At 70.9% G+C, this 14,269-nt stretch carries 12 protein-coding genes, 1 tRNA gene and 2 pseudogenes; 6 read left to right on the top strand and 9 right to left on the bottom strand.

The features are described from left to right. Nucleotides 1-90 precede the first annotated feature (90 nt). From ACEXOX_RS24630 to ACEXOX_RS24610, 5 genes and pseudogenes are all read right to left on the bottom strand, one after another. Nucleotides 91-1,560 carry a peptidoglycan D,D-transpeptidase FtsI family protein gene (locus ACEXOX_RS24630; RefSeq protein WP_406523312.1) on the bottom strand — a complete coding sequence of 490 codons (1,470 nt, stop codon included), beginning with the start codon at nucleotides 1,558-1,560 and terminating at the stop codon, nucleotides 91-93. Further along, nucleotides 1,557-2,954 carry an FtsW/RodA/SpoVE family cell cycle protein gene (locus ACEXOX_RS24625; protein ID WP_406523311.1) on the bottom strand — a complete coding sequence of 466 codons (1,398 nt, stop codon included), beginning with the start codon at nucleotides 2,952-2,954 and terminating at the stop codon, nucleotides 1,557-1,559. Before ACEXOX_RS24625 ends, ACEXOX_RS24630 begins: the two co-directional genes overlap by 4 nt. A 23-nt stretch (nucleotides 2,955-2,977) precedes the next feature. Next, nucleotides 2,978-4,479: pseudogene (locus ACEXOX_RS24620) on the bottom strand (PP2C family protein-serine/threonine phosphatase). Nucleotides 4,480-4,607: 128 nt separating this feature from the next. After that, entirely contained in the window at nucleotides 4,608-5,135 is a 528-nt protein-coding gene (locus ACEXOX_RS24615) for an FHA domain-containing protein (RefSeq protein WP_030017036.1), read from the bottom strand. A gap of 10 nt (nucleotides 5,136-5,145) precedes the next feature. Further along, a pseudogene (locus ACEXOX_RS24610) lies at nucleotides 5,146-6,026 on the bottom strand (FhaA domain-containing protein). A 951-nt stretch (nucleotides 6,027-6,977) separates the two neighbouring features. Between ACEXOX_RS24610 and ACEXOX_RS24605 the strand changes: the two are divergent. Further along, nucleotides 6,978-7,062 (top strand) — tRNA-Leu (locus ACEXOX_RS24605). Between the two features lie 145 nt (nucleotides 7,063-7,207). Here ACEXOX_RS24605 and ACEXOX_RS24600 read toward each other — a convergent pair. Then, entirely contained in the window at nucleotides 7,208-8,080 is an 873-nt protein-coding gene (locus ACEXOX_RS24600) for a LysR family transcriptional regulator (RefSeq protein ID WP_406526458.1), read from the bottom strand. A gap of 143 nt (nucleotides 8,081-8,223) precedes the next feature. On the opposite strand from ACEXOX_RS24600, the gene ACEXOX_RS24595 reads away from it, so the two are divergent. The 3 genes from ACEXOX_RS24595 to ACEXOX_RS24585 all read left to right on the top strand — a co-directional run bounded on the left by ACEXOX_RS24595 (nucleotide 8,224) and on the right by ACEXOX_RS24585 (nucleotide 11,035). Further along, entirely contained in the window at nucleotides 8,224-9,429 is a 1,206-nt protein-coding gene (locus ACEXOX_RS24595; RefSeq protein ID WP_406523309.1) for an MFS transporter, read from the top strand. A gap of 200 nt (nucleotides 9,430-9,629) precedes the next feature. Further along, nucleotides 9,630-10,130, top strand: coding sequence for a hypothetical protein (locus ACEXOX_RS24590; RefSeq protein ID WP_406523308.1), 501 nt, complete (start codon nucleotides 9,630-9,632; stop codon nucleotides 10,128-10,130). Next, a complete protein-coding gene (locus ACEXOX_RS24585; protein ID WP_406523307.1) occupies nucleotides 10,112-11,035 on the top strand; it encodes a sensor histidine kinase in 924 nt (307 codons plus the stop codon). Before ACEXOX_RS24590 ends, ACEXOX_RS24585 begins: the two co-directional genes overlap by 19 nt. A gap of 103 nt (nucleotides 11,036-11,138) precedes the next feature. On the opposite strand, the gene ACEXOX_RS24580 is transcribed toward ACEXOX_RS24585, so the two are convergent. Next, nucleotides 11,139-11,333, bottom strand: a complete 195-nt coding sequence (locus ACEXOX_RS24580; RefSeq protein ID WP_406523305.1) for a hypothetical protein — start codon at nucleotides 11,331-11,333, stop codon at nucleotides 11,139-11,141. Nucleotides 11,334-11,651: 318 nt separating this feature from the next. On the opposite strand from ACEXOX_RS24580, the gene ACEXOX_RS24575 reads away from it, so the two are divergent. After that, nucleotides 11,652-12,338 (top strand): response regulator, encoded by a 687-nt coding sequence (locus tag ACEXOX_RS24575; RefSeq protein ID WP_406523304.1) that lies wholly within the window; start codon nucleotides 11,652-11,654, stop codon nucleotides 12,336-12,338. Between the two features lie 115 nt (nucleotides 12,339-12,453). Here the strand turns inward: ACEXOX_RS24575 and ACEXOX_RS24570 are convergent, their stop codons facing one another. After that, nucleotides 12,454-13,104 (bottom strand): FMN-dependent NADH-azoreductase, encoded by a 651-nt coding sequence (locus tag ACEXOX_RS24570; RefSeq protein WP_406523302.1) that lies wholly within the window; start codon nucleotides 13,102-13,104, stop codon nucleotides 12,454-12,456. A gap of 119 nt (nucleotides 13,105-13,223) precedes the next feature. Here ACEXOX_RS24570 and ACEXOX_RS24565 point away from each other — a divergent pair, with 119 nt between their 5' ends. Then, nucleotides 13,224-13,586 (top strand): winged helix-turn-helix transcriptional regulator, encoded by a 363-nt coding sequence (locus tag ACEXOX_RS24565; RefSeq protein WP_406523301.1) that lies wholly within the window; start codon nucleotides 13,224-13,226, stop codon nucleotides 13,584-13,586. Between the two features lie 218 nt (nucleotides 13,587-13,804). Here the strand turns inward: ACEXOX_RS24565 and ACEXOX_RS24560 are convergent, their stop codons facing one another. Next, nucleotides 13,805-14,239 carry a MarR family winged helix-turn-helix transcriptional regulator gene (locus tag ACEXOX_RS24560; protein WP_406523300.1) on the bottom strand — a complete coding sequence of 145 codons (435 nt, stop codon included), beginning with the start codon at nucleotides 14,237-14,239 and terminating at the stop codon, nucleotides 13,805-13,807. Nucleotides 14,240-14,269: the final 30 nt, after the last annotated feature.

The raw sequence follows: 14,269 nt of genomic DNA, 5'->3' as shown, positions 1-14,269 counted from the left end.
GTGCTGTTCGGGCATACCGTACCCGGCACGCCGTGCGGGGCCCGGTCGCGACCGGCACCTGATATCCGACCGGTATTGGCGTGACCGGGGTCACTTCTTGCCGTCGAGTACCGCCTCCATGACCTTCTTGGCGATGGGGGCGGCCAGCTTGCCGCCCGCGATGTCGCCGCGGAGCGTGTCCGAGCCCTCGATCACGACGGCGACGGCCACCGGCGTTCCCTTGGAGGTCTTGGCGTAGGAGATGAACCAGGCGTACGGGTTGTCCTTGTTGTCCTCGCCGTGCTGGGCGGTGCCGGTCTTGCCGCCGACGGTGACCCCGTCGATCTGGCCGTTGGTGCCGGTGCCGTTCTTGACGACACCCTCCATCATCTCCTGGAGCTTCTGGGCGTTCTCCGGCTTGAGCGGCTGGCTCATCGCCTCCGGCGTGTGCTGCTGCACGACGTTGAGGTTGGGGGCCACCAGCTGGTCGACCATGTACGGCTTCATCAGCTTGCCGCCGTTGGCGATGGCCGCGGTGACCATGGCCATCTGCAGCGGGGTGGCGCGGTTGGACGCCTGGCCGATGCCGGCCATCGCGTTCTGCGGCCGGTTGTCGGTCGGGTAGACGCTCTCTGCGGCCCGTACCGGGGTGTCGACCTCAGGGTCGTTGTAGCCGAACTTCTCGGCCTCGGCCTTCATCTTCTTGTTGCCGAGGTCGGCGCTGATCTTGCCGAAGACGGTGTTGCAGGACCAGCGCAGCGCTTCCTTGAGGCTGGCGTTCTCGCAGGGGATGTTGCCCTCGTTGTTCAGCGGCTGGTGCGCGGTGTCCGGCAGGTACCAGGGCAGCGGCGAGTCGGTCTTGGCGTTGATGTCGGTGTAGAGGCCGTTCTCCAGCGCGGCGGCGGCGGTGACGACCTTGAACGTGGAGCCCGGCGGGTAGGTCTGGCGCAGCGCCCGGTTGAGCATCGGGTCGTCCGGGTTGTTCTTCTTCAGCAGCCCGTTGTACGCCTTGGCGTCCTTGTCGGACATGCCGGCGAAGGTGGAGGGGTCGTACGACGGGGTGCTGGCCAGCGCCAGGATCGCGCCGGTCTCCGGGTTGATCGCGGCGACCGCGCCCTTGCTCTTGTTCAGGCCCTCGTAGGCGGCCTTCTGCGCCTTGGCGTTCAGGGTGGTGACGACGTCGCCGCCCTTTTGCTTGTCGCCGGTGAACATGTCGACCGTACGGCTGAAGAAGAGCTTGTCGTCGGTGCCGGACAGGATGCTGTCGTTGAGCTTTTCGAGCTGGTTGGAGCCGAACGCCTGGGACGCGTAGCCGGTGACCGGCGCCCACATCGGGCCGTCCTTGTAGGTCCGCTTGTACTTGAAGTCGCCGCTCTCGTTGGTGGTCGAGCCGGTGACGGCCTTGCCGTCGACGATGATGTTGCCGCGCGGCTGGCTGTAGCGCTCGATGGCCACGCGCCGGTTGTGCGTGTCGTTCTTCAGCTCGTCGGCCTGGACGAACTGCACCCAGTTGACGCGGATGAGCAGCGAGAGAACCAGCAGGCCGCAGAAGATGGCAACGCGGCGCAGAGGCTTGTTCACGGGCGGACCACCTGGGTCATCTCGGCGTCGGTCGAGGGCGCGGGGGCCGGGGCGGGACGACGGGCGGTGTCGCTGATGCGCAGCAGGATCGCGACCAGGGCCCAGTTCGCGATGACGGAGGAGCCGCCCTGTGCGAGGAACGGCATCGTCATACCGGTCAGCGGGATGAGACCGGTGACACCGCCGGCGACGACGAAGACCTGGAGGGCGAAGGCGCCGGACAGGCCGATGGCGAGGAGCTTGCCGAACGGGTCGCGGGCGGCCAGCGCCGTACGGATGCCGCGCTCGATGAGCAGGCCGTACAGCAGCAGGACCGCCATCACGCCGGCGAGACCGGCTTCCTCGCCGACGGTGGCGAGGATGTAGTCGCTCTTGGGCGCGATGCCGCCGATCAGGCGGGAGTAGCCCTGGCCGAGGCCGGAGCCGAGGATGCCGCCGGAGCCGAAGGAGTACATGGCCTGGGCGGTCTCGGTGACGCCGCCGTTGATCATCTGTAGGGGGTTGAGCCAGTTCTGCACCCGCTCCTGCACGTGCGACTCGAAGGTGGCCACCGCGACGGCGCCGCCGGCGCTGAGCAGCAGGCCGAAGACGATCCAGCTGGTCCGCTCGGTGGCCACGTACAGCATGATCACGAACAGGCCGAAGAACAGCAGGGAGGTACCGAGGTCGGTCTCGAAGACCAGGATCATCAGGCTCAGCGCCCAGATGACCAGGATCGGGCCGAGGTCGCGGCCGCGCGGCAGGTACAGGCCCATGAAACGGCGGCTGGCCAGCGCCAGCGCGTCCCGTTTGACCATGAGATAGCCCGCGAAGAAGATCGCGATGACGATCTTGGCGAACTCGCCGGGCTGCAGCGAACCGACACCGGGGATGGTGATCCAGATGCGGGCGCCGAACTTGGCCGGGAAGAAGATCGGTGCGATCAGCAGGACCAGCGCGACGACCATCGAGATGTAGGTGTAGCGCTGCAGGACACGGTGGTCCTTGAGGAAGATCAGCACGCCGAGGAAGAGGGCGACGCCGAGCGTCGACCACATCATCTGCCCGGGGGCCAGGGCGCCGCCGAGCTGCTTGGTGGTGATCTGCGGTTCCTGGTCCAGGCGCCAGATGAAGACCAGTCCGAGCCCGTTCAGCAGGGTCGCGATGGGCAGCATCAGCGGGTCGGCGTACGGGGCCCACTTGCGGACGACGAGGTGGGTGACGCCGGCCAGCAGGCCGAGGCCGAGGGCGTAGCCCAGGATGCCGGCCGGGACCGAGCCCTCCTTGGCCAGGCCCACGTTGATGTAGGCGAACACCGGGATGAGCACCGCGAAGACGAGCATGGCCAGCTCGGTGTTGCGGCGGCTCGGGGCACCGATCGTGCCCACGGTGGTCGTGGTGGTGGTACTGCTCATCAGTTCTACGGCCCCCTACGCCCTCACTGCTGGGTGCTGCAATTCTTTTCCAGCTTCTGCTGCTCCTCGGAGGGGGCGTCTGGCTGGTGGTGGGTGTGGGTTTCGGAGTCGCCTGGGGCGCGCCGGGCTTGCCGGGCTTGTTGTTCTTTCGGGCGTCTTCCTCGGCCTTCTTACGGGCCGCCTCGCGCTCCGCCGTTTCCCGCGTCTCCTTCGAGCGGCAGGCGTTGGCCTGCTTGCCCAGCTCGGTGACCTTGTCGATCGCCTGGTTGCGGCTGTCGACGGCGATGGTCTCCTTGACCTGGTTGCGCTGGTAGACGGGGAGGTACTTGAGTTCGATCTCCGGGTGGTCCTCGTCGACGTTGTTGAGCTTGATCCAGGCGAGGTCCTGGCTGATGCCCTGGTACAGCGCGACGTGATTGTCCTTGGCGCCGACGAAGTACTGCGTCTGCGTCCAGCGGTAGCCCGCGTACAGACCGCCGCCGACCGCGGCCAGCGCCAGCACGATGATCAGCGAACGTTTGATCCACCGGCCCCGGCCGCGCTCCGGCTTGAGGAACTCCTCGTCCGTGAACGCGCCGAACGAGCCCTGCGGCGGGCCCGTGACGCCGTTGTCGCCGCTGCCCGGCGGACCGAAGGAGCCGCCCGGCGCGCTCTGCGGCGTGTCCCGGTGGCGGCCCAGTTCGGCGGCGCGGGCGGCCGGCGTCTGCATCGTGCTGGGGTCGCTGAGCTGGTTCTGGTTCTCAGCGACGGCACCGACGACGACCGGGGTGTCGTTGAGGTGACCCGCGAGGGTGTCACCGGCGTCGACGTCCAGGACGTCGGCGACGATGCAGGTGATGTTGTCCGGGCCGCCGCCGCGCAGCGCCAGCTGGATCAGTTCCTGCACCGTCTCGTGGGGGCCGTGGTAGCTGGCGAGGGTGTCTTCGAGGGTCTGGTGGCTGACCACGCCGGACAGGCCGTCCGAGCAGATCAGGTAGCGGTCGCCGGCCCGTACCTCGCGGATGGACAGGTCGGGTTCGACGTGGTCGCCGCTGCCCAGCGCGCGCATCAGCAGGGAGCGCTGCGGGTGGGTGGTGGCTTCCTCCTCGGTGATCCGGCCCTCGTCGACGAGCCGCTGCACCCAGGTGTGGTCCTGCGTGATCTGCGTCAGGACGCCGTCGCGCAGCAGGTAGGCGCGGGAGTCGCCGACGTGGACGAGGCCGAGCCGCTGCCCGGTCCACAGCAGGGCGGTCAGGGTCGTGCCCATGCCCTCCAGCTGCGGGTCCTCCTCGACCATGACGCGCAGCTGGTCGTTGGCGCGCTGGACGGCCGTACCGAGGGAGGTGAGGATGTCGGAGCCGGGGACGTCGTCGTCGAGCTGGACGAGGGTGGAGATCACCTCGGAGGAGGCGACCTCGCCCGCGGCCTGGCCGCCCATGCCGTCGGCGATGGCGAGCAGGCGCGGGCCGGCGTAACCGGAGTCCTCGTTGCCCTCCCGGATCATGCCCTTGTGCGATCCGGCGGCGAAGCGCAGTGACAGACTCATACGCACCTCGCCCGTCGGCTCGGGGTACATCCGCACGGTGCCCACCCTCCGGTCGGGAGCACGCTCGGGTCCGTCGAGTGGACCGCCGCGGCTCGCTCGCTCCGCTCGCGCTCTTTCATGACGTAGCACTACTTCCGCAGCTCGATGACGGTCTTGCCGATGCGGATCGGGGCGCCCAGCGGAATCGGTGTCGGGGTCGTCAGCCGGGTCCGGTCGAGATACGTGCCGTTGGTGGACCCGAGATCCTCGACGATCCACTGGCCGTCACGGTCCGGGTAGATCCTGGCATGCCGGCTGGAGGCGTAGTCGTCGTCCAGCACGATGGTGGAGTCGTGCGCGCGTCCCAGGGAGATGGTCTGGCCCTGGAGGGCGACGGTCGTCCCCGTCAACGTGCCTTCGGAGACCACCAGCTTCGTGGGGGCCCCGCGGCGCTGACGGTTGTTGCCGCGACCGCCTTCCTGGCGGCGCTGCTGCGGCGGAGCGGCCTGCTGGCGCTGCTGCGAACGCGCCTCCTGGCCGCCGCGCCGGGCGGCGCCGCGCTGTGTGACACGCGTGCCGAACAGATCGCTGCGGATGACCTGTACGGCCACGATGACGAACAGCCACAGTACGGCGAGGAAACCCAACCGCATGACCGTGAGGGTCAGCTCTGACATTGCCCCCGCTTCACCCTTCGGCTTGCCGGTAAACGATGGTGGTACTGCCCACGACGATCCGCGAGCCGTCGCGGAGCGTAGCGCGGGTGGTGTGCTGCCCGTCTACCACGATGCCGTTGGTAGAACCCAGATCCTGGATGGTCGCAGGCGTTCCGACGCGGATCTCGCAGTGCCTACGGGAGACTCCCGGGTCGTCGATCCGTACGTCGGCGTCGGTGCTGCGGCCCAGGACGAGGGTCGACCGGGAGATCTGGTGGCGGTTGCCGTTGATCTCGATCCAGCGTCGCGTCGGCGCGCTCCGCTCCGCCCCGCCCCGGCCCTGGTACCAGCTGTCGGAGGCCGCGCCCGGCTGCGCACCGGCGCCGGGTGTCCCCGGGCGGGGCGCGGGCTGGGCGGCACCGGGCGGCGAGGTGGGCATGGGGGCGGGCCCACATGACCGCCGGGGCCGGACGGGCTGTTCCGGGGCGCGGTGGGGCGCTGGGCCGCGGCGGCGGCACCCGGATGCTCCTGGGACGTGCTGGACGCCAGGGTGCGGCTGCGGACGCGGTACAGGCCGGTGTCGAGGTCGTCGGCCTTCTCCAGGTGCACCTTGATCGGGCCCATGAAGGTGTAGCGCTGCTGCTTGGCGTAGTCGCGGACCATGCCGGAGAGCTCGTCTCCGAGCTGGCCGCTGTACGGGCTGAGCCGCTCGTAGTCGGGGGTGCTCAGTTCGACGATGAAGTCGTTGGGGACGACCGTGCGGTCGCGGTTCCAGATGGTGGCGTTGTTGTCGCACTCGCGCTGGAGGGCGCCGGCGATCTCAACGGGCTGCACCTCGGACTTGAACACCTTGGCGAAGGTGCCGTTGACGAGACCTTCGAGACGCTGCTCGAAGCGCTTCAGTACTCCCACGGGGCACCTCCTTCCTCAGTCTTCGTCAGGTCGGTCTTCGACAGGGTCGTCCTGATACTGCTTACTGATCGTATCCACGCGCCGGGAAATCGGCTGGTTCCCCTTTCCCGTCGTGAGGACGAGTGTCGCCCCTCACAAGGTTGCTCACTGCTGCTTGCTGGTGCGTCACTCCGGCGTAACCGCGATGGGGCCGCGGTGCCGCCGTGGTGAAACCCGCCGTGTCACCGGCCGCCGGGGCGGGCCCCGGCACCGCGATGGCTTCGCGATGGGACCGCGCCGGCGTTGCGATGGCACTGCGATCGTAGATGTGCCCCGCTCACAGTGTCCCGCAACCGCCGGGTTCGCCGACCGGGTGGGGCGGTGAGGCGGGGGCGGATGCGGGCGGGGGTGTGCGGGGGTGGCGGGAATCGGTCGAGGTGGCGGGATGCGGCCTGATCCCGGGGGGCGGACGCGGGTGCGGGGCGCGGGTTGGCGCCGGTGGGACCGGGGGTCGGGTGTGGCGGACGGGCTACTGCCGGGGTGGGTGGAGGGATGCCCGGGTGGGGTGAGCGGTGGCTGCCGGAGTGTGGCGGAGGGGTGATTGCCGGGTGGCTCGTAGGGGCGACCGACGGGTGGGGCGGAGGGGTGACCGGGGATCGTCCGGAGGGGGGATCGGTGCGGGGGCCGGTGCGGGGTGTGGCGGCCGGGTCGGGGTGACGGTGGTCGTGGTTCCGGCCGGTCTTCGCGGCGGCGCGGCCTTCGTGACGGGGCGACGGCGGGCGACGGCGGGATGTCGGCCGACGGGTGACGGAGGGGCCCGACGGGGTTCCGGGGCAGGTCACGGGCGGGTGCCGGAGAACGGATGTGATTCCACCCCGGACAGCGTGCTAATGTTCTGCATGTCGGAAGGCGCTCGCACAAGACCCGGACGGAAAGCCCGGATCGCGTGAGAGAATCGGATGACACACCCAATGCGCGGGTGGCGGAATAGGCAGACGCGCTGGATTCAGGTTCCAGTGCCCGAAAGGGCGTGGGGGTTCAACTCCCCCTCGCGCACAGATGAGACCCCCGGTCCGGGATTCCCGGACCGGGGGTCTTGCGTTGTCCCGGTGAATTTCCGCCCACGGCGCCACCGCCGTGCGCGCGCTGACGCCCAGTGAGTCCTACGTCACACCGGCGGGCCTGCGTCGCATCGGTGAGCGTCAGATCACGTCGCTGACGGCCGTACGGAAGGCGCGGGTGCGCGCGGTCTCGCGGTCCTGGTGCCAGACGAGTCCGAGTGCGGAGTCCGGCAGGCCGGTGACCGGTACGAACACGATGTCGCGGCGCCCGTGGTAGTCCGCCGTGGGGCGGCAGAGCAGCATCGCGCCGCGTCCGGCGGCGGCCAGGGTGAGGCCCTCCTGGAGGGTGCGGACGCCGGGCCCGGGCGGGATGGGGCGGCCGCCGGGGGTGCGGGTGGGGGCTTGGGCGTAGCGCCAGTACTCGGGGGCGGGGCCTTCGACGGTGACGAGCGGCCCGTCGGCCAGGTCCTCGGCGTCGATGGAGGCGCGGGAGGCGAAGGGGTGGCGTACGGAGACGGCCAGGGTCTGCTGCTGCTCGGAGAAGACCGGGCCCAGTACGAGGCCGGGTTCCTCGACGGGCAGCAGGACGACGGCGGCGTCGACCTCGGCCCGGTGCACCGGGCCGAAGGGGTCCTGGAGCGGGATCTCGACGATCTCCGTGGCGCACCCGGGATGGCGGGCCTGGAAGGTGTCGATGGCCCGCATGATGCGGTCGTCGGCGGTTCCCTGGAAGCCGACGCGCAGCCGGCCCTCGATGCCGCGGGCAGCGGCGACGGTGGACTCGACCGTGCCGCGCAGGGCGTCGTAGGCGGGGCGGAGGCCGGTGAGGAAGTCCGTACCCAGAGGGGTGAGCCGTACCCGGCGGCTGGTGCGTTCGACGAGGCGGGCGCCGACGCGGCGTTCCAGGGCGCGCAGGAGCTGGCTGACGCGGCTCTGGGAGACGTACAGGCGTGCGCCGGTGCGCCCGAAATGCAGTTCTTCGGCGAGGACGAGGAAACACTCCAGTTCGCGCATCTCCAGGCCGCCGGAGGTGACGGGCACGGTGTTGCCCCGGGGGAAGGGGTACTCCGGGTACTCCGGGATCGATGAGCCACGCTCATGGAAGCGTGAGACGTCCGCCGTTGTTCCCGCGGGCGGCTGCGCATTGGCTGGGGGACATGACGACGATCGAGGAAACGGCGGATCACGGCGGCGAGTTGCGGCCGGGCAGGGGCGCGGGGTGGCCCGCGGTGGGGGTGCTGGCGGCGGCCACGTTCACGGTGGTGACGTCGGAGATGCTGCCGGTGGGGCTGCTGACGCCCATCGGGGGCGCGCTGGGGGTCACGGACGGTACGGCGGGGCTGACGCTCACGGTGGCCGGTGTGGTCGCGGCGCTGGGGGCGCCGGTGCTGACCCTGGCGGTGGGCCGGGCGGACCGGCGGGTGGTGCTGTGCGGGCTGATGGCGATGCTCGCGGCGGCGAACCTGCTGGCCGCGTGGGCACCGGACTTCGGGGTGATGCTGGCGGCGCGGGTGCTGGTCGGGCTGGGCATGGGGGGCGTGTGGGCGCTGGCGGCGGGGCTCGCGGTACGGCTGGTGGCGGCGCGGTCGGTGGCCGCGGCGACGTCGTTGATCTTCAGTGGGGTGGCTGCCGCGTCGGTGCTCGGGGTGCCGATGGGCACGCTGATCGGGCAACTGGGCGGGTGGCGTGCGGCGTTCGTCGTGGTGGGCGTGCTGGCGGCGCTGGTCACGGGGGCGCTGGCCGTGCTGCTGCCGCCGCTGCCGGCCGAGGGGGCGGTACGGCTGGGCGGGGTGCTGAGACTGTTCCGGGACGCGCGGGTGCGTACCGGGCTGGTGGTGGTGGCGCTCCTGGTAGGCGGGCACTTCGCCGCGTACACCTACGTGCGGCCGGTGCTGGAGGAGGTGTCCGGGGTCGGTCCTGGGGTGATCAGCACGCTGCTGCTGGTGTACGGGGTCGCGGGGGTGGCGGGGAACTTCGCGGGCGGTGCGGGGGCGGGGCGGTCACCGCGCGGCACGCTGGTGGTGATCAGCGCGGTGCTGGCGGGGGCCGTGCTGCTGGTCCCTGTGCTGGGGGTGGGTGTGCCGGGTGCGGCGGCGTTGCTGGCGGTCTGGGGGCTGGCTTACGGAGGGGTGTCGGTCAGTACGCAGACGTGGTTGATGGTGGTGGCCCCGGAGGCGCGTGAGGGGGCGTCTGCGCTGTTCGTGGCGGTGTTCAACGCGGCCATCGCGCTGGGCGCCTTCGGTGGGGGCCGGGTGGCGGACGGTTGGGGGATCAGCGCGGTGCTGTGGAGCGGGGGCGCGTTGGCTGTGGGGGCGTTGGTTGCGGTGGGGGTGGGGAGGGGGCCGGGGATGGAGAAGGTGTGAAGGGAGAGGAGCGGAGGTGATGGGAGAGGGGGAGGGGGTGAGAGTGAGAGGGACGGGTCGGGGAGAGGTGGGGCGGGGTCGGTGTGCGGGGACGGTGGGGGTGGTGGGGTGCTGGGGCTTTGGGGGCTGCGACTTTCGTCGCGGTAGGGAGCGACGAATGGTGACTGTGTCGGCGGGCAGGGCGTGCCTACGCTCGGAGCGTGAACATCAGGGGGAAGGAACAGGTGGCGGGCCGGGCGGCGGTCGGCGCAAGGGTCCGCGCGACGGGCCGTGCGACGGCGGTCCGGGTCGCGGAAGTCCGTGCCGCGGTCGAGCGGGTGTGGCGGTGCCTGGCCCGTCCGGAGCAGTGGCCGCCGTACCGCGTCGTCGGTGAATCGCTGCTGGCCCTGCTGCTGGGGCTGATCGCGCTCGGCATGGAGAAGATCAGCGACAGCGGTGACGTCCGTACCTGGCTCGTGACGGCAGCGGTGGTGGTGCTCGTACCGCTGCGCCGCGCCCTGCCGGGTACGGTCCTGATCCTCGCGGCGGCGCTGAGCTGGCCGTGTGCGGGGATGATGGTGCTGCTGATCGTGGCGGGCTGGTCGGCCGGACGCCGGATCGCCGGCAGCGCGCGGGCCCTGGCGGTGTTCGCGGTGGCGCTGGTGGTGAGCACGGTGGTGCCGGTGGTCCAGGACCTCCCCTGGTGTCGCCGGAGAAGCTGATGATCCTGGCGGTGTCCTTCCTGGCGATAGTGGCCATGCCGGGCATCGCGAGCCGTTACTGGTCGCAGAACCGCACCTTGGTGGAGACACTCCACGCGCAGCGCACCCAACTGCTGCGGGAGAACGCGATGATCGCCCGTCAGACGCGGCTGCGTGAGCGGCAGCGCATCGCGCAGGACATGCACGACAGCCTGGGGCACCAGCTCACGCTGATCGCCGTGCACACGGGCGCGCTGGAGGTGGACTCCGAGCTGAACGGGCGGCAGCGGGAGGCCGTCGGTGTGCTGCGCGGCGCCTCGGTGGCGGCGATGCGCGAACTGCGCGAGGTCGTGGGCCTGCTGCGTGACGAGCACGAGCACGAGGACGCGGCCGCGGCACACCCGGCGCTCGGCGCGGGCACGGCTCCGGACGCGGGGCAGCGCGGGGTGGACCAGGTGGACGCGCTGGCCGAGGCGTCGCGTGGCGCGGGGGCGCGAATATCCGTCTCCCGGTCGGGGGAGCCGCGTGCGCTGACGCCGGCCGTCGACCGGGCCGCGTACCGCATCGTGCAGGAAGGGCTGACCAACGCGCACAAGCACGCGTCGGGAGCGCCGGTGGCGGTGGCCCTGCGCTACGAGCCGGACTCGCTGCTGGTGGAGGTCGTCAACGGGCCGGTGCCGCCGGGTGCGGCCGGCGGCCCCCAGGTCAGCGGCGGCCAGGGGCTGACGGGTCTGCGCGAGCGGGCGCGGCTGGTGGGCGGCATGGTGCACAGCGGCCCGGTGCCGGGCGGCGGCTTCCGGCTCGCCGGAGTCCTGCCGTACGGGCCGGTGGACGTGGCGACGACGGCCAGGAGCCCGACGCCGTGCCGACGGCCGGGCCGTCAGGGGCGGTCGACCCGGGCGGCCTGGATGGCCCGGACGGCTTGAGTGGTCCGAATGGTTTCGGTGGGCCGAATGATTTCGGTGGTCCGGGTGGCGGTTTCCCGGACACCGGTCGCGGGCGTCCCGTGGTGCGTACCGGCAAGGACGGTCAGCCGGTCATCGACTGGTCGCGGGTGTACGCGGCGCCGGACACGGCGATGTTCCGCGGGGAGGCGAGGCGCAGGGGGTTCGCCGTCGGGTGCGGTCTGGCGGCGAGCGTGGTCGTGGTCCTGGGCCTGGTGACCGTGTGGGGGACGGTCGAACTCTTCAAGGCGATGGAGGAGGGTTCGGTGTCACCGGGCACCTTCGAGCGGATGAGGACGGGGGCGCCGGAGGCCGAGGTGCGCGGACAACTGCCGTCGGAGTCGTTCCTGAACAGTGGGCTGAACGACCAGGGCCGGCGAAGCCGGAGGGCGCGCGCTGCGAGACGTTCGCATCCACCGAACCGTCCTCGGACTGGGATGAGGAGCGCGCGTTCCGGTTCTGTTTCAAGGACGGGAAGCTGGTGGAGAAGCGGACCTTCCTGGGGAAGGTCTGAGGGCGGCCGGGCGGACCGGCGCGTGAATGGGGGAAGATGGCGCTGTCCGTGGAAACAACCGAACGAGCCCGTGCGGGAGCCCGAGTGATCAGGGTGATCGTCGCTGACGACGAGCCGCTCATCAGAGCCGGTATCCGGATGATCCTCACCTCCGACCGGGACATCACGGTCGTGGCGGAGGCGAGCAACGGCAGGGAGGCGGTCGAGGCCGCGCGTGGACACGGCGTGGACGTGGTGCTCCTGGACATCCAGATGCCGGTCATGGACGGGCTGACGGCGCTCGCCGAGCTGCGCCGCGCGGCACCGGCCGTACGCGCCTTGATCCTGACGACGTTCGGGGAGCGGGAGAACGTCCTGCGGGCGATGGGCGAGGGAAGCGCGGGCTTCCTGCTGAAGGACTCCGCGCCGGACGAACTGATCCGGGCGGTGCGTGCCGCCGCCGAGGGCCATGCCTACATGTCACCGATGGCGACCCGGCATGTGGCCGATTCGCTGGTGGCGCGCGGCAGCGGTGCCGGCGGTGAGACCGGCGCGTCCCGTGCGGCACGGCGCGCGGAGGAGGCCAGACGGCGGCTGTCCGTCCTGACGGAACGGGAGAGGGAGGTGCTGTCCCTGCTCGGCGAGGGGCTTTCCAACGCCGACGCGGGCGAACGGATCCACATGAGCGAGGCAACGGTGAAGACGTACGTCAGCCGGATCCTGTCCAAGCTGGGCTGCGAGAACCGGGTACAGGCGGCGTTGCTGGCGCGCGACGCGGAGTCGGGGGCGTAAAGCCGCCCGACCCGGATCGAGTCCGGGCCGGGCGCGTGCCGGGCCTGTGCCGGATGTGCGCGGTCCCGTGCCGGATGTGTGCGGTCCTGTGCGGGCCCGGGACGGGCGCGGTGCGTCAGGCGGCGAGGCGTGCGGCGAGGGCCTTGGCCTTGTCGGCGGCTTCCTGGAACGCCTTGTCGCGGGAGGCCTCGTACAGCGGTATGAGTTCCGCCATCGCGGGGTTGGTGGGTGCCATCGTCAGCTCGGGGACGATGAAGTCGACCTCCATGCCGAACATGGTGCCGAGCACGGCCTCCAGGTAGTTCTGGACGTAGTCGAAGCCCTCGCGAGGCGTGCCCGGGGCGTACGAGCCGCCACGGCTGGTGACGACGGTCAGCGGCTTGCCCTTGAGCGTGGACTCGTCCCCGGTGGTCCGGCCCATGATGATCACGTGGTCCAGCCATGCCTTCACGGTGGAGGGGATCGTGAAGTTGTACATGGGGGCGCCGATGACGACCGCGTCCGCCTGCTCCAGCTCTTCCACCAGTTCGATGCGCTGCGCGAAAGCGGTCCGCTGCTCGGGGGAGTGGTCCTCCGGGGCACTGAAGGCGGCGGTGAATCCCGGGGCCTCCAGGTGCGGCAGCGGCGTGGCGGCGAGGTCGCGGTAGACGACGGTGCCGTCGGGGTGCTGCTCCTCCCAGGCCTTGCGGAAGGCGGCGGTCACCGCGCGGGAAGCGGATCCGTCGGCCGGGGAGAGGGAGGAGTCGAGGTGCAGGAGCGTGGCCATGATGCGGTCCTTCGGTCGTGGCCGAGTGACGGCCCGAGGATGAGTTCCGTTCGTACCTATGGATAGAACAGTAGCTTACTTTTCTTCAGTACCCAACGGCGGCGCAGTAACCTGGGTGCATGACGGAGCGCGGCGAAGAGGCATGCAGGCAGGTGGACACCGGCATGACGCGGGTCTTCGCGCTGTTCGGCAAGCGGTGGACCGGCCTGGTCGTATCCGTCCTTCTCGGCGGCCCGGTGCACTTCGCCGAACTGCGGCGGGCGGTCCCCGGCATCAGTGAGCGCATGCTCTCGGACCGGCTCACGGAACTGGCCGCGGCCGGTCTGGTCGTACGCGAGGTGGACGGCGGCCCGCCGCTGCGCGTCTCGTACCGCCTGACCGAGGCGGGGCGGGCGCTCGATCCCGCGCTCAAGGAGCTGTCCCGGTGGGCGGAGACGTACCTCGCCGACGGCGGGCAGTGCCCGGAACGCTTCCGGGGCTGAACGGGTCCGGGCGGGGCTGAACGGGTTTGGGCGGGGCTGGACAGGTCCGTGCGGGGCTGAACAGGCCTGAATGGGTCGGGACAGGCCTGAAGGGGCCGGGCAGGTCCGAACGGGGCTGGGTGGGTCTGGACGGGCCGGGCAGGCCCGGACGGGCTGGGCAGGCCTGAGCGATGGCGAAGGGCTGGGGAGCGGGGCCGGCGCGGCCCTGTCCGTGACTCTCAGCCGTGTCGTTCCTGCGCGGCGTTGTAGCGCAGCAGGTACGTGGCGAAACGGTCCAGGTCCTCCTCGTCCCAGTCGGCGAGCCGTTCGTGGAAAGCCTGGCGGCGGCTGGCGGTGACATTGGCCAGCATCTGCGCGCCCTTGGTCGTGGGGTGCAGCACCTGGACGCGGTGGTCGTCCGGATCGACGCGGCGTTCGACGAAGCCGAGCTTCTCCAGGGCGGAGATCTGCCGGCTGACCGTGGACTTGTCCAGGAGGTAGTGCGCGGCGAGGTCGGTCGCGCGGCATCCCTTCTGGTCGTCGAGGTGTGCCAGCAGCGTGTAGGAGACGAGCGAGAGCTCGGGGTGCATGCGGGCGGCGGTGGCGCGTGCCCGGCGGGCGAACGCGGTCATCTCCTGCTGGATCGTCTCGACGGATTCGTCTCTGCGGGCCACGGGTGCTTGCCTTTCGTTGAAGTAGTTGTA

Source organism: Streptomyces sp. Ac-502, assembly GCF_045222935.1.
GTDB classification, from domain to species: Bacteria; Actinomycetota; Actinomycetes; order Streptomycetales; family Streptomycetaceae; genus Streptomyces; species Streptomyces monomycini.
This window is presented reverse-complemented; position numbering and strand designations above follow the sequence as displayed.

What these genes read in the sequence shown, in the direction of transcription:
- ACEXOX_RS24625 (WP_406523311.1), bottom strand. Translation starts at nt 2,954, where the DNA reads ATGAGCAGTACCACCACCACGACCACCGTGGGCACGATCGGTGCCCCG.
- ACEXOX_RS24615 (WP_030017036.1), bottom strand. Translation starts at nt 5,135, where the DNA reads ATGTCAGAGCTGACCCTCACGGTCATGCGGTTGGGTTTCCTCGCCGTA.
- ACEXOX_RS24600 (WP_406526458.1), bottom strand. Translation starts at nt 8,080, where the DNA reads ATGCGCGAACTGGAGTGTTTCCTCGTCCTCGCCGAAGAACTGCATTTC.
- ACEXOX_RS24595 (WP_406523309.1), top strand. Translation starts at nt 8,224, where the DNA reads ATGACGACGATCGAGGAAACGGCGGATCACGGCGGCGAGTTGCGGCCG.
- ACEXOX_RS24570 (WP_406523302.1), bottom strand. Translation starts at nt 13,104, where the DNA reads ATGGCCACGCTCCTGCACCTCGACTCCTCCCTCTCCCCGGCCGACGGA.
- ACEXOX_RS24565 (WP_406523301.1), top strand. Translation starts at nt 13,224, where the DNA reads ATGACGGAGCGCGGCGAAGAGGCATGCAGGCAGGTGGACACCGGCATG.